21 protein-coding genes are annotated in these 23,343 nt (G+C 34.7%); 16 read left to right on the top strand and 5 right to left on the bottom strand.

Translation table 11 applies throughout. The features are described from left to right. Positions 1-249: 249 nt before the first annotated feature. The 5 genes from D1003_RS05305 to D1003_RS05285 all read left to right on the top strand — a co-directional run bounded on the left by D1003_RS05305 (position 250) and on the right by D1003_RS05285 (position 7,985). Positions 250-2,991, top strand: a complete 2,742-nt coding sequence (locus tag D1003_RS05305; RefSeq protein WP_052910235.1) for a TonB-dependent siderophore receptor — start codon at positions 250-252, stop codon at positions 2,989-2,991. 182 nt (positions 2,992-3,173) lie between these two features. Further along, entirely contained in the window at positions 3,174-4,958 is a 1,785-nt protein-coding gene (locus D1003_RS05300) for a peptide MFS transporter (RefSeq protein WP_153936025.1), read from the top strand. Between the two features lie 109 nt (positions 4,959-5,067). Further along, entirely contained in the window at positions 5,068-5,604 is a 537-nt protein-coding gene (locus tag D1003_RS05295; RefSeq protein ID WP_153936024.1) for a thioredoxin fold domain-containing protein, read from the top strand. 633 nt (positions 5,605-6,237) lie between these two features. Next, positions 6,238-7,491 carry a porin gene (locus tag D1003_RS05290; RefSeq protein WP_153936023.1) on the top strand — a complete coding sequence of 418 codons (1,254 nt, stop codon included), beginning with the start codon at positions 6,238-6,240 and terminating at the stop codon, positions 7,489-7,491. 8 nt (positions 7,492-7,499) lie between these two features. Continuing rightward, a complete protein-coding gene (locus D1003_RS05285; protein WP_153936022.1) occupies positions 7,500-7,985 on the top strand; it encodes a ribonuclease domain-containing protein in 486 nt (161 codons plus the stop codon). 65 nt (positions 7,986-8,050) lie between these two features. On the opposite strand, the gene D1003_RS05280 is transcribed toward D1003_RS05285, so the two are convergent. The 3 genes from D1003_RS05280 to D1003_RS05270 all read right to left on the bottom strand — a co-directional run bounded on the left by D1003_RS05280 (position 8,051) and on the right by D1003_RS05270 (position 10,196). After that, positions 8,051-8,620 (bottom strand): DUF2892 domain-containing protein, encoded by a 570-nt coding sequence (locus D1003_RS05280; protein WP_153936021.1) that lies wholly within the window; start codon positions 8,618-8,620, stop codon positions 8,051-8,053. 71 nt (positions 8,621-8,691) lie between these two features. Continuing rightward, positions 8,692-9,279, bottom strand: coding sequence for a DUF3109 family protein (locus D1003_RS05275; RefSeq protein WP_052910239.1), 588 nt, complete (start codon positions 9,277-9,279; stop codon positions 8,692-8,694). Further along, positions 9,276-10,196 (bottom strand): DUF6427 family protein, encoded by a 921-nt coding sequence (locus D1003_RS05270; protein WP_153936020.1) that lies wholly within the window; start codon positions 10,194-10,196, stop codon positions 9,276-9,278. The genes D1003_RS05275 and D1003_RS05270 overlap by 4 nt, the downstream gene beginning before the upstream one ends. Before the next feature lie 43 nt (positions 10,197-10,239). Here D1003_RS05270 and D1003_RS05265 point away from each other — a divergent pair, with 43 nt between their 5' ends. The 10 genes from D1003_RS05265 to D1003_RS05220 all read left to right on the top strand — a co-directional run bounded on the left by D1003_RS05265 (position 10,240) and on the right by D1003_RS05220 (position 19,935). Next, positions 10,240-10,473: a DUF6341 family protein gene (locus D1003_RS05265; RefSeq protein WP_014937333.1), complete on the top strand. Its 234-nt coding sequence runs from the start codon at positions 10,240-10,242 to the stop codon at positions 10,471-10,473. Between the two features lie 171 nt (positions 10,474-10,644). Next, positions 10,645-12,630 carry a KUP/HAK/KT family potassium transporter gene (locus D1003_RS05260; protein WP_153936019.1) on the top strand — a complete coding sequence of 662 codons (1,986 nt, stop codon included), beginning with the start codon at positions 10,645-10,647 and terminating at the stop codon, positions 12,628-12,630. A 26-nt stretch (positions 12,631-12,656) separates the two neighbouring features. Further along, positions 12,657-13,124 carry a Fur family transcriptional regulator gene (locus D1003_RS05255; protein WP_107046348.1) on the top strand — a complete coding sequence of 156 codons (468 nt, stop codon included), beginning with the start codon at positions 12,657-12,659 and terminating at the stop codon, positions 13,122-13,124. Beyond that, on the top strand, positions 13,124-14,875 hold the full coding sequence (locus D1003_RS05250) for an OstA-like protein (RefSeq protein ID WP_153936018.1): 1,752 nt from the start codon (positions 13,124-13,126) through the stop codon (positions 14,873-14,875). The genes D1003_RS05255 and D1003_RS05250 overlap by 1 nt, the downstream gene beginning before the upstream one ends. A gap of 21 nt (positions 14,876-14,896) precedes the next feature. Next, positions 14,897-16,078, top strand: a complete 1,182-nt coding sequence (locus D1003_RS05245) for an aspartate aminotransferase family protein (RefSeq protein ID WP_153936017.1) — start codon at positions 14,897-14,899, stop codon at positions 16,076-16,078. A 360-nt stretch (positions 16,079-16,438) separates the two neighbouring features. Then, positions 16,439-17,002: a hypothetical protein gene (locus D1003_RS05240; RefSeq protein WP_153936016.1), complete on the top strand. Its 564-nt coding sequence runs from the start codon at positions 16,439-16,441 to the stop codon at positions 17,000-17,002. A gap of 113 nt (positions 17,003-17,115) precedes the next feature. Then, complete coding sequence (locus tag D1003_RS05235) at positions 17,116-17,694, top strand: hypothetical protein (RefSeq protein WP_153936015.1); 579 nt, start codon at positions 17,116-17,118, stop codon at positions 17,692-17,694. A 45-nt stretch (positions 17,695-17,739) separates the two neighbouring features. Next, positions 17,740-18,252 (top strand): hypothetical protein, encoded by a 513-nt coding sequence (locus D1003_RS05230; protein WP_153936014.1) that lies wholly within the window; start codon positions 17,740-17,742, stop codon positions 18,250-18,252. A 135-nt stretch (positions 18,253-18,387) separates the two neighbouring features. Beyond that, a complete protein-coding gene (locus D1003_RS05225) occupies positions 18,388-19,017 on the top strand; it encodes a hypothetical protein (protein WP_153936013.1) in 630 nt (209 codons plus the stop codon). Between the two features lie 183 nt (positions 19,018-19,200). Next, a complete protein-coding gene (locus tag D1003_RS05220; protein ID WP_153936012.1) occupies positions 19,201-19,935 on the top strand; it encodes a hypothetical protein in 735 nt (244 codons plus the stop codon). A gap of 159 nt (positions 19,936-20,094) precedes the next feature. On the opposite strand, the gene D1003_RS05215 is transcribed toward D1003_RS05220, so the two are convergent. Together D1003_RS05215 and nadE are read right to left on the bottom strand one after the other, a co-directional pair. Beyond that, positions 20,095-21,417: an ectonucleotide pyrophosphatase/phosphodiesterase gene (locus tag D1003_RS05215; protein WP_260393334.1), complete on the bottom strand. Its 1,323-nt coding sequence runs from the start codon at positions 21,415-21,417 to the stop codon at positions 20,095-20,097. A gap of 41 nt (positions 21,418-21,458) precedes the next feature. Continuing rightward, positions 21,459-22,250, bottom strand: coding sequence for an NAD(+) synthase (gene nadE, locus D1003_RS05210; RefSeq protein ID WP_153936011.1), 792 nt, complete (start codon positions 22,248-22,250; stop codon positions 21,459-21,461). Positions 22,251-22,365: 115 nt separating this feature from the next. Here nadE and D1003_RS05205 point away from each other — a divergent pair, with 115 nt between their 5' ends. Then, complete coding sequence (locus tag D1003_RS05205; RefSeq protein ID WP_153936010.1) at positions 22,366-23,334, top strand: gliding motility protein GldB; 969 nt, start codon at positions 22,366-22,368, stop codon at positions 23,332-23,334. Positions 23,335-23,343: the final 9 nt, after the last annotated feature.

Genomic DNA, 23,343 nt, shown 5'->3' with positions numbered 1-23,343 from the left:
TAGAACAAAAATTTTGTAGAGTCAATTATTGTAGATACATTTGTCCCGTTAAAATTACTCACTAGATGTACAACAGTCTTTCAATAATGCCGTGTTTTATGATGTGTCTTGCACAAGATGCGGCGATAGATGGTACACCAGTGTTTTAGACAACAATAACAAATTAAGCACTTGTATATAGCCGCTACTTAGTAAAAGTAAGCGGCTTTTTTATTATCACGAATTTAATTTTTAAAAAGTATAATTATTATGAAACAGTCATTACGAACAAAATCTTACCTCATTACAGCCTCGGCGTTGTTTTTTGTGGGAGAAGGACTTTACGGACAAAGCAGAAAGGATACTGTAAAGACCAAACAAGTAGAAGAAGTAGTACTACTAGGGAGCCGTTCTGGAGCTCGTTCTAAAACGGATAGCCCCGTGCCAGTAGATGTGTTTGATGTTCAAAAAATGGGGGTTACATTGCCTCAAACCAATATCAACCAAATACTGAATGTGGTAGCCCCATCATTTACTTCTACCGTACAGACGGGAGCTGATGGTACAGACCACCTAGACCCTGCACAGCTTAGAGGCTTAGGTCCAGACCAGGTCTTGGTATTAGTTAATGGTAAAAGGAGGCATACCTCTGCCCTCATCAATGTTAATGGGACACCAGGGAGAGGTACCGTAGGTACCGACCTCAACGCCATACCAGCCTTTGCACTTAGCAAAATAGAAGTGCTTAGAGATGGTGCTTCGGCACAATATGGCTCTGATGCTATTGCAGGGGTAATGAACCTCAATCTTAAAAGAAATACAGGCAAACTAGAAGGGCAACTCTCCTTCGGAGCTAATCCGAGCAACGCCTCTAATAACCACACCAAAGGGATAGATGGGGAAACCTTTCAGGTAGATTTAAACTACGGTAATAAGATAGGTTCTAAAGGTGGTTTCTATAACCTTACTTGGTCATCTCAATTCAGAAATCCTACCTATCGTGCCAACGAGGAAGAAGGTAAAATCTTTAACGCCTATAATGCTATAGAACGAAGAGCGGCAGAGGGAGGCGTTAATCTATCCTCACTATTCACGAATATCAATACCACGCCCAACCAGCAGCAGTTGGTAGATTATATTCATAATTATGCCCAAAAGGTAGCCTACTTTGCACCAGATTTTCAGAACAAGATACAGGCTGCCAACAGCATTAGTGCTTTGCAGAAAATACTCTCGGAAGACGTTACCAACCAAGAATTAGCGTATCGAGGGCTTAACCGAAAAGATTTTAATATGCTCGTGGGGCAATCTAAACTAAGCACTCACCAGTTTTTTGCCAACATAGAAGTCCCCTTGAATGACGAATGGAAGGTCTATACCTTTGGGGGATATGGCTTCAGAAACGGGACTTCAGGAGGTTTCTACCGAAGACCCAACCAATCCAGAACCTTTACAGGGTTTAATCTTGATGGCTTCTTACCTAATATCAATACCAATATAGAAGACCTCTCGCTAGCGGCAGGTATCAAAGGGAATTTAGGAGCGTGGCAAGTAGATTTGAGCAATACTTTTGGGCAGAACAGTTTTGATTATAATGTAAGAAACTCTGGCAATACCTCGTTGAGGTTCAACTCTCCAAATGAATTTAATGCTGGAGGATTGCGTTTCCTTCAAAACACGCTTAATTTAGATGTTTATAGGAATTATGATGTTTGGGCAGGGCTTAATCTGGCTTTTGGAGCAGAGCAGAGAACCGAAAACTTTAAAATTAGAGAAGGCGAGCCTGCTTCTTATCTTTCCTATGATGTGTTTGGTAACCCACAAACGGCACAAACGCCCAATAGCCAAAAACCAACGGATTTCTTTGGGAATACTCTACCTGGTGGCTCACAGGTATTTGGTGGCTTCCGTGCAGAGAATGCAGGTAGTAATGGTAGGAGCTCCTACGCATTCTATGCCGATGTAGAAGCTAACTTTACCAAAAGGTTTCTAGTTGCAGCAGCTACTCGCTTTGAAAATTATTCGGATTTTGGGTCTACACTAAACTACAAGTTAGCTTCCAGAATAAAAGCAACGGATAATCTTAATTTCCGTCTAGCAGGTTCTACTGGATTTAGAGCTCCATCTGTACACCAGATTTATTACAATACCACTTCTACACTTTTCCTTAATGGGCAACTGCAAGAGGTAGGGACTTTTAACAATCACTCTAGAATAGCCAATCTGTTAGGGATTCCTAAACTCAAGCAAGAGACTTCTCAATCTGTAAGTGCAGGATTTACTTATCGTATTCCTATTGCAAGATTAAGCATTACAGGAGATGCCTACTTTACGCGTATCAACAATAGAGTGGTGCTTACGGATACCTTCAGAGCAGGAGCTAATACAGAGTTGCAAAATCTATTTGCACAAGCTAACGTAAATGCGGCACAGTTTTTTGCTAATGCCATAGACACAGAAACTAAAGGGCTAGATGTAGTGATAAGCCACGATTTTAAAAATAATGATTTTAAACTAACTAATGATTTTGCTCTTAACCTTAGCCAAACAAGAAGAGTAGGAGAGATACATTCTTCACCAGTGCTTAAAGCAGCAGGTTTAGACGAGACTTATTTCTCCGAGCGTTCTAGAATTTACGTAGAAGAAGCTATTCCTAGATTCAAGGCGGGGCTTTCTCATACCCTTAGTTACAAAAAACTGAATGTTTATTTAAGAAATAGCTATTTCGGAAAAGTAACAGGAGCTGATGTTGTAGATGCAAATGGCGATGGTATTACGTTGCCTAACGAGCACCAAATAATGACGGATAGAGTAGTTACAGATTTATCTATTGGATATGCTTTTTCTCCTAAAATTACCTTTACACTAGGAGCCAACAACCTATTTGATGTTTATCCTAGCCGAAATCTTCCTGCTTCTACCAGTAATGGACAGTTTGTTTACACACGAGCGACCTCACAGTTTGGGCTCAACGGAAGATATGTGTTTTCTAGATTAAGCTTTAACTTTTAAACTTTATAAAAATGCTACTTTAGTAAAAATAGAGAATAAAGTAGCATTTTTTGTTACAATATTATCACGAGCCATTTTCTTTTGTGTGTAGATTAACATTTTTTAGCCTAGTTTCTTTGTGGAACTCCAAAAAAGGTTATATTTGTTGGTCTTTAACGAAAAAACATAACAATTTTTAATATATGGATACAACAGTTAGTAAAAAAGGTCACCCAGCGGGGCTGTATCTTTTGTTCGTAACGGAAATGTGGGAGCGTTTTAGTTATTATGGTATGAGAGCCTTATTTGTATTATTTATGACTAAGGCTTTAATGTTTGATAAAGGATTAGGTGCCCAAATTTATGGTAGTTATACTGGATTGGTATACCTAACACCTTTGATTGGTGGGTATATAGCAGATAGATATTGGGGGAATAGAAAATCTATAGTTGTAGGAGGTATTTTGATGGCTTTAGGGCAGTTCTTAATGTTTATGTCGGGATACTTATATGAGAGTAAGGATATTGCTCCTTTATTTATGTTTACAGGTTTAGGATTCTTAATTTTTGGGAATGGCTTTTTTAAACCTAATATTTCGTCCATGGTTGGACAATTATATTCTGAAAATGATAGTAGAGTAGATGGTGCTTTTACTATTTTTTATATGGGAATCAATTTGGGTGCCTTTATAGCTCCTTTATTATGTGGATATTTGGGAGATACAGGTAATGCTGCAGATTTTAAGTGGGGGTTCTTAGTAGCTTGTATAGGAATGATATTGAGTGTTATTATTTTTTTACTATTTAAAAATAAGTATTTAGTTACTCCAGAAGGAGAAGCTATAGGCGGAAAACCAACTATTAGTGAGACTCCCGTGAAAGATGATGTAGTTAATGTTGGTTTAGCAGATGATACCAGTGCTACAAAAAAAGCGGCAGCAACAAAATTGATGATAGTATGGGGAGGGATTTGGTTAGTTTTATTAGGTGCTTTTTACTTTTTAATGAGTGGAGATGATGGGAATAAAGATTTAATAGGTGCCTTTATTTTCTCTTTAACATTAGCTGCACCAGGGTATATTATATCTGACCCGTCACTAACCAAGATTGAAAAGAAAAGAATTTGGGTAATATATATAGTGGCTTTCTTTGTCATATTCTTTTGGTCTGCTTTTGAGCAAGCGGGGGCTTCCCTTACCTATTTTGCAGAGGAACAAACAGATAGACATTTATTAGGAAAAGTAGTACCAGCATCTTATTTTCAGTCAATCAATGCAGTAGCGATTGTTGTTTTTGCTCCAATATTTGCAGTTATATGGTCTACTTTGAGTAAAAGGAAAATGGAACCTGCTTCCCCATATAAACAGGCTATAGGTTTATTTTTGCTGGCTTTAGGATATTTAGTAATTGCTTTTGGAGTAAAAGGCTTAGCTCCAGGAGTGAAAGTAAGTATGATGTGGCTAGTAAGTTTATATACAATACATACATTTGGGGAATTATGTCTTTCGCCTATAGGTTTATCTATGGTTAATAAACTAGCTCCTGTAAGATTTGTTTCATTACTAATGGGGGTTTGGTTTTTAAGTACAGCAACGGCTAACAAATTTGCAGGAACATTATCTTCTTTTTATCCACAATCATATGTTTCTGTAAATAAGGTTCAAGATTTTGAAAAAGAAGCAAATACATCTCTCATAAACAAAGATTTTAATATCAATGATAAAAAGAATGTTGTTCAAATTGGTGGGCAAAATATGATACCTTTTGATAAGATTACTGTAGCGGATATTAAAGATGAAAATTTGAAACAAAATATAAAATTAGAAATAGAGAAAGCTCAAGTAGTAAAAGAAAAATCTTTTTTAGGATTTAAAGTAGCTAGTTTGTATGATTTCTTTATGTTATTTGTATTTATGTCTGGTATATCTTCAGTTATTTTATTTTTACTAAGTAAGTATTTGGTTAAAATGATGCACGGCGTTAAATAACATATTAAAAAAAACTCTGAACTTCAAAGTTCAGAGTTTTTAATTTTATATTTATTTTGGTTTAAAAAAGAATTATGTACATTTGTTGCCTAATTAAAGGAAATTGATAATGAAAAAAGCAATTATAGTATTCGGATTGTTTGTGTTTAATTTAGTGTTAGCGCAAGAGGTGAAATGGCTTACTTTTGATGAGGCTTTAGCGGCTCAAAAGATTAAACCAAAAAAAATCTTAGTAGATGTATATGCACCTTGGTGTGGTCCGTGTAAACTAATGGAAAAGGAAACCTACGGTCACCCTGAAATAGCTAGAATTATTAACGAAAACTATTATGCCGTTAAATTCAACGGCGAAGGCGATGAGGTTGCCCATTATCAAGATAGAACTTTCACAAATCCTAATTATAGAGCTAATATTTCGGGTAGAAATGCTCCGCATGAGTTAGCTAGATTTCTAAATGTAAATGCTTACCCAACAACCGTTTTTCTAGACGAAGCAGGGAAGCCCATTACTAACTTAGTTGGAGCTTTTAGACCTAAAGAACTAGAACTTTATCTCTCTTTATTTTACAAAGATGAATATAAGAAAATAGAGACCAAGGAACAATGGGAAAATTTCCAAAAAAAGTTTGAATCGGTTATTAAGTAGCCCTGCGATTTGTGTAGAATACGAAACCAAGCGTCTTTCTCTATAAGAAGAGAAAGGCGTTTTTTATAAAAAGAGGGTGTATCCCTCGCCAATGACTTTACCAGTCGCTCGGGTTGGGCTATCCACTTTTACTCCTCGCTACAGCCATACGAAGCCTCATAGCTTTGTGTCTGCGAGGTAGTAGCTCCTGTCCCTTACGCTCTTACTCGCTCTATTTATTTCGTTTAGTCTGATAATTCGTTCCCGTATTTCGTAACACTTTTATGTCGCTTTAAGCCCTAACAAAATCTGCCACCCCGAAGCTATTTTTACTCTATAGGGGAGGACTATTTTTTTCATCAGCCTCGCGTAAATTTTCTTGCCCGATGGAAATTTTACGCGAGGCTGACGCAACGAAAGTGCTTAGTTCCATAGAAGTTCAGTAGTGCTAATTTTAGCAACTTACCCACGCTGCAATCTTATATCGTACTTGGTTGCCGCTGGATATCAGAGTATATATAAGTTAGTGGCAACTTCCCTTCAACGGCAAGGAGGTAATCTTTTTCTTTGGATACAGTAAGAGTCTTTTTTTAAGGAGTTATAGGTACAAAGTTTAAATTTAATTAAATTTGTTTCCTAGAAAATAATACCAGAATGAAACATCTATTTAGCCTATGCTTTTTCATTTTATCTCTAGGGTTAAAGTCTCAAGAGGTTAAAAAAAAAGACACCATTATTCTACTTAAAAAAGATACTGTTTTATCCTCTAAGACGGTTAAACAGCTGCACTTAGAGGCTCTCCCTTACTATAGTTTTGGTAAAGGTGTAGGAATTACTTCTCCCGATAGTCTATTCCAATTTAATATTCGTTTTAGAATGCAGAACAGGCTGGAAGCTGATTTTAATGATAACAGAAATACAGAGTATAAAGCAGCCATCCGCCGTCTTCGTTTGAGGTTTGATGGGTATGTGGGTAATCCTAGGTTTTTGTATGCCATACAGCTTTCCTTTGCTCCTGATGATGTGGGCGAAATTAAAGAAGGGAATCCTCTTAACATCATAAGAGATGCTATTGTATTTTATAAAGCCACCAATAAACTTATGCTTGGTTTCGGACAAACAAAACTACCAGGTAACAGACAAAGGGTGAACTCATCGGGAGCATTAGACCTTACTGACCGTTCCATCAACAACGCTATGTTTAACATTGATAGGGATTTTGGTTTCCAAGCCATTTATAACAATACTAAAGCTAACGAGTTTGGGTACAGCTTAAAAACTGCCATAACTACTGGGGAAGGAAGAAACTTTAATGACAAAACTGACGGACTTGCCTACACTGGGAGAGTGGAACTCTACCCTCTAGGAGCTTTTAAGAATAATGGAGAATTTTTTGAAGGCGACCTACAACGAGAGCCTACACCTAAGATTTACCTAGGAGGCACTTATCATTTTAACCAAAGGTCTAACTTTTCGCAAGGGCAAAGAGGTAAAGGATTGTTGGAGAGTAGAGATTTGCAGTCTATCCTTTTAGATGGTATGATGAAATACAATGGCTGGACAGCTACCGTTGCTTATATGAGCAGAAGCACCAGCAACCCTCTCACACATAATGCCGATTTTTCTAAAGTAATACCTGTGGCGGCAGGACACGGCTACGATACTCAACTCAGTTATATTTTCCCTAAGAATTGGGAAGTTATTGGGCGTTTCTCTGAAATGACACCTAGTAAAAATATACAGAACTTAATACCAAAACAAAATCAGTTTTCCTTTGGTATTACTAAGTATATTTGGGAACACGCCTTTAAAGCTCAAGTAGAAGTAAGTAAAAATAATTTTCTCTATATAGATGGAAGAAAGGATAATAATTGGTACGCTAGATTTCAAGTAGAAATAGGAATTTAATTATTACAATGAAATACCTTAATAGTAAATGGATTTTCCTAGTTTTAGGACTATTAGCAGGGACTTTAATAGGAGTTAAATGTTTTCAGAAATCTAGTCCTGATGCCCTAAATAATGTTACCTCAGAGGTTAGCACAAGTGCGTCTTCTCAAGAAAGCACTCAGCAAGATATTGAGGCTCTTACAGAAGAAAACACCGTAATTGCTTATATAAAAGAACATCACGAACTTCCAGCATACTACATTACCAAAAGTGAAGCTAAAAAATCAGGGTGGAATCCTTCCTCTGGTAATCTTTGCGAAGTGCTGCCTGGGAAAGCTATTGGTGGAGATAAATTCCGAAACAGAGAAAATCAGCTTCCTAGAAGAGACCGTTACTACGAGGCGGACATCAACTACCAATGTGGTAGAAGAAATGCCGACAGACTCATCTTTACAAAAGACGGTAAAGTGTGGATTACCAAAGACCATTACAAAACCTTTCAAGAGAAATAATTATTTATCAATAAAAAAATCCCTTAGCTTTTTGCTAAGGGATTTTTGTTTTATTAACTTATATTTTAAAAGAATTTACCTCTTTGTCTCATATTTGGGTTATGCATGTGTTTCTGCATAGTAGGCATTTTAAGTTGGTCTTTCATTGTTTTGATATGCTCTGTCATCATACCCGAACTATCTAGTCTTTTTGCTTCCTCTAGCAGTCTTTGAGCCTCCTGTTTGCGTCCTCTTTGCATTGCTCCTGCTGCTAAATTAAGGGTTGCCATTGCACGGTCGTGTTTCATATTCAGACCATATTCTAAAGCCTTTTTCATTAGAGGTTCTACCTTTCTAGGCTCGTCTTGAGCTAGAGTAAGCCCCTGTAAGTAATGATAGTAACCGTATTGCGAACGGTGCAACTGACTTTTATAATTCTTTATAGAAGCTAACCATTGTGCGGCTTTAGGGAAGTTCTGCTTTCTTAACTGCCAAAACGCAAGAAGGATAAACTCATTTTTGAAGAATAATATAATAGGCAACGAGGATAGTAACACCATTACAATACCCCAACCTATATTTCTATTAAACATCAAATAAATACCAAAAGCTATCATAAGGGCAGCTACCACAAGTTTAATATACTTATTATTCATCTGTTTTAGTTGTTTTTTAGTTAAGATTTTTGCAAAGATAAGCCATATTCTTCAAAGAAGCCAAGTTTCTACTACTCACGATTACCAAAAGCACGTTCGTATTCTTCCGCAGCTTCCGTTAATGTTTGGTAAAAACCTTCCCCATATTTTCTGATTAAAGGTGTTTTTAGAAACTTATACACAGGTACTTTAAGCTCTTTTCCTAAAGCACAGGCATCGCTACATATTTTCCACTCATGATAATTGAACGCTGTAAAAGTAGAGTATTCTGTAATTCTAATAGGGTACAAATGGCAGGAGATTGGTTTTTGCCAATCGATAGCTCCTTCTTCATAAGCCTTCTCTATACCACATTTGGTGATGCCATTTTCATCAAAAATAACATAAGCACAATCTCTATTATCAATCAATGGTGTTACTAAATCACCCTCAAAATCTTCCACGGAAGTTCCTTGCTCTTCTATGGCTTTAATTCCTTCTGGGCGAAGGTAGCTTTTAATTTTAGGATAAATGTCCTCTAATATCTTTACTTCCGACTGCTCTAGTGGAGCCCCAGCATCGCCCTCTATACAACAAGCTCCCTTACACTTGTTAAGGTTGCATACAAATTCCTCCGAGAACAAATCCTCCGAAATTAGTTTATCTTCTATCTGAATCATAAATTTATTATTTCTTTAATATCTAAAAAAGTTCCTATTTTAAACAAAACTAAACTCAAAACTACCACCCAAAGCCCTAGCTCTTGCTTCCAATATTGTGGTATAAATCTTAATGCTCTACTCACGATGATACTTACTGGTAATGCAATGAATAGCAGATATTCGTACACCGTCCCCATATATAAAAATATCGTTATAGATTGAGTGAGTGTATATAGCAATATAAAAGTGTATTTAAACCTACTAATAGGGCTTTTCTTATTAAAATGAATAAAATGATTGGCAACGGCATAAAACACCATCAGCAAAACAGGTAACAGAAAATATAACGGATAGTAATTCTCTTGAAGTCGAGGCGTAATTAAAGGTAGATAAGCTGGATTAAATGAATTGTTCCCAAGGAGATACATTACTCCAAAGTAAGACAATAATACTAGCATAAAACCAAAAACTAGCCTAAATATATTAAGCCCTATTTTATCTGAAGTTGCTATTAGATGGATAATTACAAAAATGGTAAATGCCCACACCGTAGGTAAAAATAAATATCCCAAAGCAAGTAACGCCCCCACAATCAGATAGTAATTTTTCTTAAAAACTTCCTCTCCAGTGGTTAAAATAAGTAATACAAATGCATTAGTGAAAAGATTAAAGGCTATCCCAATATCTAAATTTCCTTCATAAAAAGCAAATACAACGAAAGTATAAATAAAAAACGGTACGTGTCTATTATAGTTCAGTCCTATCTTATTAAATAAAAAATACCCTAAAGCAATACCCGTGAAGCTAAATAAACCAGAAAAAGCCTCTACAGTATTGAAATTTAAAGCATTAAACCCGATTACCATAAGAAACAAAACACCTATATAGATAGGAATAGAAAAAATTTTAATTTCATTTGAGAGTAATCTGAACATTTTTTTATAATTTTGTGCAAAGTTAATTTAAAAAAGAAAAACAATGACTTCTTTCTGGTTATTTTTAAGCGATTTATTTAAATGGTCTTTTGGATTCTATGATGCTGCTGGTAATATTTTGAACTGGGTTCTATTCTTACTAGGTTGTGGCTTCTTCATCTACTGGTGCTATACTTTGGTAGTTACTTTAGGCGGAGATAAAGATAAAGAGTACTATTCTCCTACGGAAGGTAAGTTCCCTTACTACGACACTAATATTTATAAAAAGGAAGGTTAGTATTTCATTATAATGATATAAATAAACCCTGTATTGAAAAAATATGGGGTGTTTTTGTTGCACTTTGTAAACTACTTCCTTTCTCTGTTTACTATAAAGAAAGTTTAAATTTTCTTTAGCCATATTTAAATTTGGCTTAATTTTGCCCTTATTTTTAATTCAAAAATTATAATGTCTACACTTAGCGGAGAGCATTCTCATTTTGACACAAAAAAACTCTCACTCATTGGAATATTAGTCTCTTTAGGTATTGTTTTCGGAGACATAGGTACTTCTCCTCTCTATGTAATGAAAGCCATTGTTAATGCTAGAAAAGATGCTTCTATTCCTTTTGATGAATATATAGAAGGGGCTCTTTCTTGTATCATTTGGACACTTACAATCCAAACCACTATAAAATATGTACTCGTTTCTTTAAAAGCGGATAATAAAGGGGAAGGTGGTATTTTAGCATTATTTTCACTAGTCAAAAATCTAAAAAAAAGGTGGCTATACCTAATTGCAATACTAGGTGCCTCTGCACTGATTGCAGACGGAGTAATAACACCATCACTTACAGTAATGTCTGCTATTGAGGGGTTGAAAATCTATAATCCCGAGACTCCAGTAGTTCCCATTACATTAGGGATATTAGTAGCAATCTTCTTTGTACAACAATTTGGAACTTCGTTTATAGGTAAATTTTTTGGACCTGTAATGGTGCTTTGGTTTTTAGCTTTGGGAGGTTTTGGTTTCTTTCGTTTGGCAGAAGACTTAGAGGTTTTAAAAGCCTTTAATCCTTACTATGCTTACAAACTGATAACACACTCTCCTAGTGCCATCATTATAATGGGAGCGGTATTTCTTTGTACTACAGGAGCCGAAGCGCTTTACTCTGATTTGGGGCATTGTGGAGCTAAAAATATTAGAGTAAGCTGGAGCTTTGTTAAAGCAATGCTTATTCTCAATTATTTAGGTCAAGGAGCCTGGATATTAAAGTACAATCACGAAACTCTTGGCAGCCTCAACCCTTTCTTTGGAATAATGCCAGATTGGTTTGTTTTACCTTCAGTAATACTGGCTACTTTAGCAGCTATTATTGCTAGTCAAGCCCTTATTACAGGTTCTTTTACGATATTTTCAGAAGCAATGTCGCTCAATTTTTGGCCTATCCATAAAATAGATTATCCTTCTGGAGTTAAAGGACAAATGTATATTCCTAAAATTAATTGGGGACTTCTCCTTATGTGCATAGTAGTGGTACTTTACTTCAAAGAATCCGAAAAAATGGAAGCCGCTTACGGGCTTTCTATCACGGTAACTATGCTTACTACTACCCTGCTACTATCTTTCTTCCTTATCAAAAAACGAGTTAATAAGTTATTGATTTTTCTATTTTTAGGTATTTATGGTACAATAGAACTAGGCTTTTTCAGTGCTAATGTGATAAAATTTCACGAGGGCGGTTGGATTACGGTAGTTCTTGCTGGTTTTATAGGTATTTGTATGTATGCTTGGTATAATGGTAGAATGATAAAAAACAGATTTATAAAATTTGTAAAACTAGAGAATTATATTTCTACTATTAGAGATTTAAAACTAGATGATAGTGTGCCTAAATATGCTACTAACCTAGCCTTCTTTAGCCGTGCTAAAAGGGAAGATGAAATAGAGTCTAAAATTATTTATTCTATAATTAGAGCTCAACCCAAGAGAGCTGATCATTATTTTATACTGAACATTATCAATCAAGAAAACCCTTATACTTTCAAATATGAAATAGATGAAGTATTACCTGGAACGATTTATAAAATCAATTTCTTACTAGGTTTTAAAATAGATAGAAGGATAAATGATTATTTCCAAGATGTATTAGAGGATATGATGAATTCTGGAATTATCTCCGATAAGAGTAACTATCCATCGCTTAGAAGCCATAATATACCTCCAGATATGAAGTATGTGATTATAGATAATGTCTATATAAATGACAATCTTTTCACCATAAAGGAAAAAATTACGATGAATATTTATAACTTTGTAAAAAAATTAGGTAGCAACGATTTTAAAGCCTTTGGGCTTGCCACTCATAATGTGGTGGTAGAATCTGCTCCACTTTTGTATTCAGCAGCTGGAGACAAGCGTATACAAATGGAAAATTTTAAAACAAGTAACTAAATAAATCTAGAAAATAATAGTACCTGATGGAACATCAAGAAAAAGATATAGAAATAATAAAAGACGCTCTAAAACAGTATTTACAAGAAAATGGGTTTAGAAACACGCCTGAGCGATACACTATATTGGAGGAAATCTATAAACTTGATGAACACTTTAATGTAGATGACCTCTACCTCATTATGCTCAATAAGAAGTATCATGTGAGTAAAGCCACCATCTACAATAGTATAGAAATTTTTCTAGATGCAGGGCTTATTCGTAAGCACCAGTTTGGCGAAAAATCTATGACTTCGGCTTCTTACGAAAAATCTTTCTTTGATAAACAGCACGACCATTTGGTAATCTATAAAAAGGAAGGTAGCAAAGAAATTGCAGAAATTATAGAATTTTGCGACCCTCGTATCCAAGGAATTAAAGATTCTATAGAAGAAATATTTGGAGTGAAAATAGAAAGTCATTCACTTTATTTCTACGGTCATAAAAAGGCATAATGAGGTTAATTATACTCGTACTAATGTGCTTAGGGTTTTCTGCATTGGCACAGCAGAAAGAGAAAACCTCTACAACACCATTGGTAAAAGATGCGTATTTTAAACCAAACCCTAATACCAAAGGTACTGTTGCAGGAAATGAAGAAAAGTTAAAACATATTCACTCAGACTCTTTGGTTAGACGCCCTGACTTATATGAAGGTAATCCTGTATTTATTGGTAATGTAGAGTTTCAACATCAAGGCTCAGTTTTAAAGGCAGATAAGGTTGTATTTTATCAAAATGACAACTTTGTGAAAGCAATAGGCAATGTGGTACTTACCACTGCCGAAGGCAACCGCATTACTTCCCAAGAAATGGAATATGATGGCAAAACTCAAAGAGGTATCGCAAGAAAGAATGTAGTACTTACAGACCCACAACAAACCATAAAAACAGAAACGCTCTATTACGACCGTTTACCCAATACGGCTTATTTTAATTCGGGAGGAACTATTTACAATGGCAGAAATACCATTTGGACGCAGGTAGCCACCTATAACATCAACACACAGACGGTAGATGTTTCAGGCAATGTAAGTATTGACAATGATAAATATCGTGTAGAAGGTTCTAAAATCATTCAAAATCAAAAAACCAATGTAGCAGAATTTTTAGGAGCAACAAAAGTCATCAATAAACAAAATCCTAGAAATTATGTTTATACAGAAAAGGGGCGTTACCTTATGACTTCCAAAGAGGTGTATCTCAATAAAAACTCTAGAATACATTACAATGGGAAAGTCCTCACGGGAGAAACCATGTATTATAACCAAAATACAGGCTACGGTACAGCTAAGGGAAATGTCTATTTAGACGACCCAAAAGAGAACCGATTTATCAAAGGAGGTTACGGAGAAATTTATGAGTTCAGAGATTCAGCTATGGTAACAGAAAAACCTTATGCGGTGAAGATAATGAAGGAAGATTCAATATACTTCGGAGCAGAAAAAATATTAGCCTTCCAAAAGCCAGATAGCACAGGCATAAAAAAAAGCTACCTTAGAGCCTTTCATAAAGCTAGAATTTTCAAATCTAACTTCCAAGGTAGAGCCGATTCTCTAAGTTTCAACGAAACTGACGGTATTTTACATCTCATGGGAAAACCGATATTTTGGACAGGACAAAAACAAATCTCAGGAGATAAAATAGAGGTGTATATGAATACCCAAAAGGAAGAATTAGATTCCATCAAAGTAATAGGGAATGCTTTTGCTATTAGCAAAGCCGATTCACTCAATAACAAAGATGAGTTCAACCAAGTAAAGGGCAATTTTATGACGGCGTTTTTTGTAGATGGAGAACTAAAACTTACCAAAGTGGTGGGCAATGCACAAGCCATTACCTATGCCGATTCTCAAGACGAAAAAACAAAACAAGTTGACCGTATTGGCATCTCGTTTTCTACTTGTGGAGCGATAGAAGCTTTGTTTGAAGAAAAAAAGGTGCAAATCATCTCGTGTAATATTGGTGCAAATACCGATGTGTATCCCATGAGTATGGTAAACAAAGAAAAACGATTTTTCCCAGATTTCAATTGGAATACCAAAGACCGACTGAAACATTGGAAAGACATTTTCCTAGACACGCCTAACTATCCTGAGACAGAATATATTTCTGATGATAGCCTTTACCAAAAAGCTCAAGAGCTGAAACAAAAGCAAGAAGAAGCAAAAAGGAAAAACGAACCCAAAAGAAAAAAACGAAACTAATATTTACTTTTTAATTAGACCATGCAACAAGATTTCTTTAAATATCAAGCTCAAACTACCCCTTTTGCTTCAGGATTTGAAGCCGAAAGAGCAGAAGGAAACTATATTTACGGAAAAGATGGTAAAGCCTATCTAGACTTTGTAGCAGGAGTATCTGCCAATACTTTAGGGCATTCGCATCCAAAAATCATTAACGCTATTAAGGAGCAGGCAGATAAATATCTTCATATAATGGTCTATGGAGAGTATGCACAAGAGAAGCCTGTGGCACTTTGCAAACTGTTAGCAGAGGCAACTCCTGCTCCATTAGAGGTAACCTATTTGGTTAATAGTGGAGCTGAAGCTATAGACGGAGCGTTGAAACTCGCTAAAAGATACACAGGGAGAGAGGAAATTGTAGCTTTCAAAAATTCTTATCACGGTAATACCCACGGAGCATTGAGTGTTTCTGGTAATGAGGTGCATAAAAGAGAGTTTCGTCCATTGTTGCCTATGGTTTCGTTCATAGAGTTTGATAATGAGAAAGATTTAGACCAAATCACAGAAAAAACCGCAGGTGTTATTGTAGAAACCATACAAGGAGCGGCAGGTTTTCTAGTGCCTAGTCCAAACTATCTTATCCAACTAAAAAAAAGATGCGAAGAAGTAGGTGCTTTACTCATACTAGACGAAATACAGCCAGGTTTTGGACGAACAGGCAAACTGTTCGCATTTGAACATTTTGGCATTGTGCCAGACATTTTAGTAATGGGCAAAGGTATGGGCGGAGGCGTTCCAGTGGGAGCATTTATGAGCTCTAGGGAAATTATGCAAAGCCTTTCTCATTCGCCTAAATTGGGGCATATTACCACTTTTGGAGGTAATCCTTTGATAGCTGCAGCCAGTTATGCAACCTTAAAAGAAATCCTAGAAAGTGGGTTAATGGAAGAAGTAGAAGAAAAAGAAACTCTTTTTAGACAACTATTAGTACACCCAAAAATTAAAAATATCAATGGTAAAGGGCTAATGCTCGCTGTCAATCTAGGCTCACCAGAATATACCCTAAAAGTAGCTAAAAAATGTATGGATAAAGGGCTTATTGTATTTTGGCAACTGTACCGAAACGAATATCTAAGAATCTCGCCACCGCTTACTCTAACAAAAGAGGAAATACAGAAAGGGTGTCAAATTATACTAGAAACCTTAGACGAAGAACCATTATAGCATTAGGCGTATAAGTTTTATAAATATTTGGGCGTGCCCCAATCCGAGGCTATTCCCTACGCTTATGGGTCGGTCTGCGGGCAGTCGCTCTTTTTTAGCCGAAGCTCTCTAATAACTGAGCCTAGCCTTTCTCCATTTCCGAAAAAAAGGAGCTCCAACAATGCCCTCTGCCCTCACGCAGTAAAACTCTAAAAATCATAAGATTTGGTCTTTAAGATTTGCTAGAGTTTGTGTATATTTGTAGCTAACGGTTAAGTGTTTGCTACGGTTGAACAGAAATGAATCTAAAGTTCAATTCAGTTTCGTCTTTCGCAAATGCTTAACCGTTAGCTACAAATACTCCAAATATTTCTTCAAAATATGAATATTGAGATCCTTACTATAACACCAACTTCTGGTCAATTTGAAGAGGTTCATTTTGGTGAAAATTTTAATTATTCTTTATGGGTTGATTTTAATATTTCTAAAGGAAACCATTGGGTAGGTTGCTTTTCAAGGGAATATGAAAATGGATTAGATAAAGTTTTATACAATGATAATGATAAGACTTGTTGTGTAATTGCTGGAGGAAAATGTTATCTACTAAACTTTGAAAATAAAAACTTAATGTTTGAAACGGATGAGTATCCAATTGTACAAAGTTTGGTACAAACATCAGAATACTATTTCTTTGGGAGTTTTTGTAGTGTTTATATTTTAGGCAAAAATGGACTAATCAAGGAAATTGAACCTGATATAATGGTGGACGGAATTTATCTAGAATATCAAAAAGGAGGTAAAATAATAGGCAAAGTTGACTCTGCAGAAAATCAATATAAAGAACCTTTAGATATTTCTATAGATATTGAGAAATTAGAATTTGATCCTTATATTGAAGTTAAAAAGCCAAAATTTAATTTGCTAAAAAGAATCTTCAGAAAATAAAAAACACCTGTAGCTAACATAGTATTTGCAAAATAAATAAATGATAGGGGATTTTGTGCTATTTACTTTTCCAGTTGGCAGATAGTTTGGAACGAATAATGAAATTTACTCAAATGAAAAATATAATTTTCCTAACAACAATTTTAATTTTTAGCTGTAACTCAAAAACTGAAACAAAAGTAGAAAATGTTGAAAAGCATAATATTGAAATTGTAATAAGAGAACCAAAAATTACAGGTGAAAAATATTTTGAATACGATGAAATTGAATATTATAAAAACGAAATTGAAGAAGACCAAATTGGGGAATTATATGATAATCAAAAAAAGTCTGTAAAAGATTCTTTAAAAAAGGAAGTGATTTTAGGAGAAACTCCTAAATCAATTTCAGATACAAATTTTGTAGACAACTTAAAATCTTTTGGTTATACAAAATCAAAAATTGATCCAAATAAGTTCAACAAAATAAACGAAATTTTTATAGAAAAAAAGCATTCAGAATCTTATGAGACTGCTTGTATTTACATTTACAGAGACATTTTAATATTTAAAAGAAAATCTAAGATAATTGGAATCGCAAAAATTTGTTTTGGTTGTGATGCAAATGTAATTGCTGGAACAAAATCTAATACAGAAGAGTTTGGTATGAGTGGAGATTATGAAAAATTAAGGAAAATATTGCGTGGAAAATAAAACCGTTTGCCAAGCGTGGGAACCCTACTATAACCATTCTAAAATATGATGAAGAAATTTCTGTTTTTTTCTATTTTAATAGTTTCAATTATCATTATTTCAGTGAAAATAAATTTTAATCCAAAATTTGCAAATTTTGAAATTGAAAATAAATTTTATAGAAATTACTTTCCCGAAATCGCTAATCCTAAAACTTATTCTTCTCTTGTTGAAATTGAAAATTCAAAAAAAATAACCTTTCCTAGATGGAAACCAAAGAAAATAGTTCTCTATTCAAACCATAATCTATTGAAAAATAAATACGAACTCAAACCAGAGGAAAGTTTCAGACTTTTAAAAATTCTCAATGATAGTACAAAATATGAGTGGGGAGAATTAGGAACTTTGGAAGTTCACTATTATTTTAAGTATTTTGACGAAAATAATAATCTTATTGGAATTACAAAAATTGATGAAGAAGGAATGGCTTATTCAGAACCCTATTTAATAAAAATGAAATGGTGTAGATTGAAGAATATCAATGAGGTAAATGATTTAATAAGAGAGATTGAAAAATAAAATATAGTATTTGCAAAAGGTGGAATTTAGGGAGTGATAGAAAACTTAATTGCAGGATGCTTTTACTTTCAGAATTTTGTTTAATTTCACAGAATTGAAAAAAACATTATTAAGATTCTTTAAAATTAAAATAATATGACAAGAATATTTATTTTTTTACTTGTGACGCTTTTTGCCATCACTTCTTTTGGGCAAACATTTGAAGGAAAGATAGTTTATAAAAACACGTACAGAAGTAAGATCCCCAATGTAGCAGACGAACAATTCACAACAATGATGGGGTCGGTACAAGAATATTTTATTAAAAATGGTAACTATAAGTCTGTCGCAAACGGCTCATTTTTTCAATGGCAGCTTTATGTAAATAAGGAAAATAAACTTTATAGTAAAATGGCAAATTCTGAAATTTTATTATGGAACGATGGAGCTGCAAATTCAGACAAAGTTTTAAAAGCGGAAGTTAATAAGGGGATGGCAGAGGTTTTAGGTTATAAGTGTGATGAACTTGTTCTGACTTGTAAAAGTGGAATACAGAAATACTACTTCAATACAAAATTTTCGGTTAATACAAAATTGTATGAAAATCATAAGTTTGGAAATTGGTATGACTTTCTTTCAAAATCAAATTCATTACCATTAAAATCTATAATAGACAACGGACAATTTACATTAGAAAGTGTAGCAATAGAAGTAAAAGAAATGAAAGTTGATAACACTATTTTTGATTTGCCAGCTAACACAAAAACTATGAAAAGAGTTTATTGATAATAAGAAAACTTTCAGTAAATATAGTATTTGCAAAATGTTTTTTACATTCACAAATTTGTTTGATTTGATATAGTCGCAAAACCTTTGTTAAGGTTGCATTTTGGAAATATTCAATCATTGGAAACAATCATAAGTTGACAGGATATTGGAGAATAAAAATAACATAGAAACTAGTTAATAATGAAAAAAATATTATTGGGAATTTGTATGATTCTAATTTATTTAATGCCATTTGCACAATCATTTGAGGGAAGATTAGTATACAAAGTTGAACTTGATATTCAAACGGAAAAATTTGGAAATATTGAAATTAAAAAGGAACAAGTAATTGAAAAAATGAAAAAAGATGATGATTACTTTGATTTATTTACAGTAACTATAAAAAATGGAAACTATATAAAAGAGGATAATTCAAATAATAGAAAAAGAATTGTTTACAAAGCTGATTTAAATAAAATATATACTTTTCAAAAAGATTTTGATCATGTTGTCATAACAGATGCTAAAAATTATCATGGGATGAATCTAAACTTGAAAGAACCTAAAATTGAGAAAATTGATTCTTTAAAAGTTATCAATGGTAATAATTGTAACTTAATTAAGTTAACCTGGGGCAAACTTGGTGAAGAGTATTACTTTTATAATTCAGAGATTGCAAAGTTAGATTCGGGAAATTTCAAAAATCATAACTACGAATATTTTAATGCAATTGTTGATATTTCAAAGTCTTATCCATTAGAAATAGTAAAAAAAGTAAGTGACTTTATTTCAATAAGAATGACTTTACTAACTATAGAGGAAGTTAAAATAGACGACTCTTTATTTGAATTACCAAAGTTTGAAAAAGCCGAAAAAGAATATGCAGAAATGATGTTAAAAATTACAGGTTCTGAAGTTATGAAAATAAAAGATTAGTATTGAAAAAGCTGATTTAAAATAGATTTTTGAGAAAGGTATTGGGTAACATTTAACTAACTGTGTGAGTTGAAAAGTGTAGAAGTATAAAATCTGAGTTATAATTTAGTATCAAATTGTATATAGATTTCTAAAAAATAACAATCTTCACGCTCTCAATTACTTCAGCACTTTTCTAATCAAAGTTTTTTTACCATCAATTTGCTCTAAAGGTTTTAAGCCCAAAATTTCTAAAATAAAAGGGTAAACATCTACATTTCTAAATTCCGAAATCTCTTTGTTTGATTGAAACTGAACTCCATTAGCAATGAACATCGCATTCATATCCTTTACCCAATAAGGATTGTAGCCGTGTTTTCCTAAAGTGGTTTTTTGTCCTTGTTCTAAAAATATTTTTGGAGCTTTGGGCAGAAGGTAAATATCTCCCATTCTGCTAAAACGGTCATCACGAGTAGCATAATGCAATTTTTGGGGTAGTCGTTTGGCTAAAACCACCTTGTACTCTGGAGTAGCCTCTTGTTTTAGTTTCTTATAAGTTGCGTTAATATTATGTTTGTCTAAAACAGAAATTCTGACTAATGTTTGAGAATTAACATATCGGTATTGATTTTTATCCTTCAAAAAAGAGGGTATTTCTAAAGGGTTTTTAATATCTACATTCGTCATTCCGTGGTCCGATACAAATACGAAATTCACATTTGGTAGATTTAGCTCTTTTACACGTTGTACCAGTTCGCCAATGCTTTTATCTACTAGTTGTACGGCATCTCGTGTTTCAGGAGTTTCTGTTCCGTAGATGTGCCCTGCGTGGTCAACTTCGGGATAGTATAGTGTGATAAAATGCGGACGAGTTTCTTCAGGTAGTTTTAGCCAATCTATAATTTGGGTTACTTTTTCTTTGGGTGTTACTTTTCCGCTATATTTGTAAGCGTAGGTAGGTCTTATGCCACCAGCATCGCCATCACTTGCAACCCACATCATTGCGGCAGAAAGCATACCACTTCGTTCCGCTAAACCCCAAATAGGATAACCTCCTAACCAAGAGCCGTCACGAATATTTTTGGGATTACCAAAATAGAAAGCCTCTTTTCTTTTTTCATCATAGAAATGATTATCCACCATACCGTGGTGCGAAGGATACAATCCCGTAACTAAAGTATAGTGGTTGGGACCTGTAATAGAAGGATAAGAGGGTATCATAGCTTTGGCACGAACGCCACTTTTACCAAGGGTGATGATATTTTCGGCATTATATTTTTCGGGATAGTCGTGGCGAAACCCATCGGCAGAAATCAAAATAACATAAGGCTGTTTCATTGCCCATTCGGTATTTTTTCTGTGAGGCTGTACGATTTTTAAACTATCATTTTGTGCAAAACATAATACAGAAAACAGAATAGCGATAAGCAAATTCAGTTTTTTAGAACTATATGAAAAAATTAGTTTGTTCTCCGTAAAATTTAATCTATGAGTTGTAAACATTTTATGAAAATATGGTATTCTTTATCATTATTTTTACGATATTACCTCCATTCTTCAGGAATATCACATACAGGGATTGGGTTCATTTTGTGCTGGGCTGCTTTGTGCATTCGGTCAAAGATGGTATAGACTTCACGGTCTCTTCCTGTGTAATCTTCTAGGGTTTTGGTAGGGTATTCTTTCTGTATTTTTTCAAGTTCTGGGTAGGTAGCTCCTATTTGTTGCTCATCGGTTCTGTCTGTATCCCAAAGCCCATCGGTAGGAATTGCCTCTTGGATACTTTTCACGAGATTCAAGGCTTTAGAAAGTTGGTAAACCTCCGTTTTGTAAAGGTCAGCGATTGGAGAAACATCTACGCCACCATCGCCATATTTGGTGTAGAAACCAATTCCAAAATCTTCCACCTTGTTACCTGTACCACACACGAGGAGTCCGTTAATTTGTCCGTAATAGTAGAGCGTAAGCATTCTTAATCTACTTCTGGTATTAGCAAAAGCCAATTTTTCGTTAGGGTAGAGGTCATCTTGGACATTAAAGGTCTTATAAAGTTCCTCAAAAGCAGGAGTGAGGTTTACGCTCATTGCTTCCACATTATCAGGAAAGCGTTTTTTGAGGTCTTCTATATGTTCCCACGCACGGCTCACTTGGTCTTGCTGTTGTCTAATGGGCATTTCTAGTAGTAGGGTTTTAAGTCCCGTCATCGCACATAGTGTAGAAACTACTCCAGAATCTACACCGCCAGAAACTCCTACCACATAGCCTTTTGCATTAGCTTTTTGGGCGTAATCTTTTAACCAATTTACAATGTGCTGAATTACTTTATCTGTTTGCATAGCTTTTTGTGATATTTAAAATTAGAAGCGTAAAAATACAGAAGTTTTTGGATTATGGACTAAAATAAGCGTTTAAAAATGATTACTTTTGCGACTTAGAAAAATCTTTAGAACAATGATGAAACACATTAGTTGGTTAATCCTATTACTTGGAGTGCTAGTTTCTTGCCAAAAGGAAGACAAAGGCTGGAATATAGACCTCAAAGCACCTTTACCTAAGGTAAAAACCGTAGATATTTCTCATCAGTTTTACGATGAAAATTACTCTTTGGAAGATTTTAAGAAGGAATACCCTTGGTTTCAAGGGACGGTTTCTGATGAAGATTTTATGCTAAGAAGAAAAGACACCTTGGAGATAAACATCTACAAAGAAGCCCTCAAAAAAGTGAATGTGCCAGAGTTAGAAAAAGGTTTGAGCGAACTCTTTGCACGTGTGCAGCACTATTTTCCTCAATTCAAAACGCCTGTAGTTTACCTTTATTCTTCTGCTGTGCAAGACGTGGAAGTTCCCGTCTTTTATCACGCCGAAAAAAATTGGCTCTTTATAGATATTGCCGCCTTTATGGGGGAGGGCAACCGCTATTATAGAGGGGTTAATCAGTATTTACAAGTTTCTATGAACCCTCAAAACTTATTACCTAAAGCAGCTTTAGCGTTGTCGGAACACATCGTGCCGATGGATAGGAGCGAACAAAAATTCATAGACAAAATGATGTACGAAGGAAAACTAATGCTTTTACAAGACGCTCTGTTACCCAACACAGCCGATTATTTAAAGATAGGCTACACACCTAAACAATACGAGTGGGCGACTCAAAACAAAAGTAACATTTGGAACTTTTTTGTAGAAAACGATTTGTTGTTTAGCGACGATATGCAGCTTTCGGGGAGATTTTTAGCACCCGCACCATTCTCTAAGTTTTATACAGAAGTAGATAACGAGTCTTCGCCTAGAGTAGGCGTTTATACAGGGTGGGAGATTGGCAGAAAGTTCTTTAAAGAAAAGCCAGAAACACCACTTCCTCAATTTTTGAGTATGAAGGGCGAGGAGATTTTTAACCAATCCAAATATCAAGGTAAGTAGCATACAATT

This window comes from Riemerella anatipestifer, assembly GCF_009663465.1.
GTDB lineage: Bacteria > Bacteroidota > Bacteroidia > Flavobacteriales > Weeksellaceae > Riemerella > Riemerella anatipestifer_C.
The sequence above is the reverse complement of the archived record's forward strand: the minus strand, read 5'-3'. Positions and strand labels throughout refer to the sequence as shown.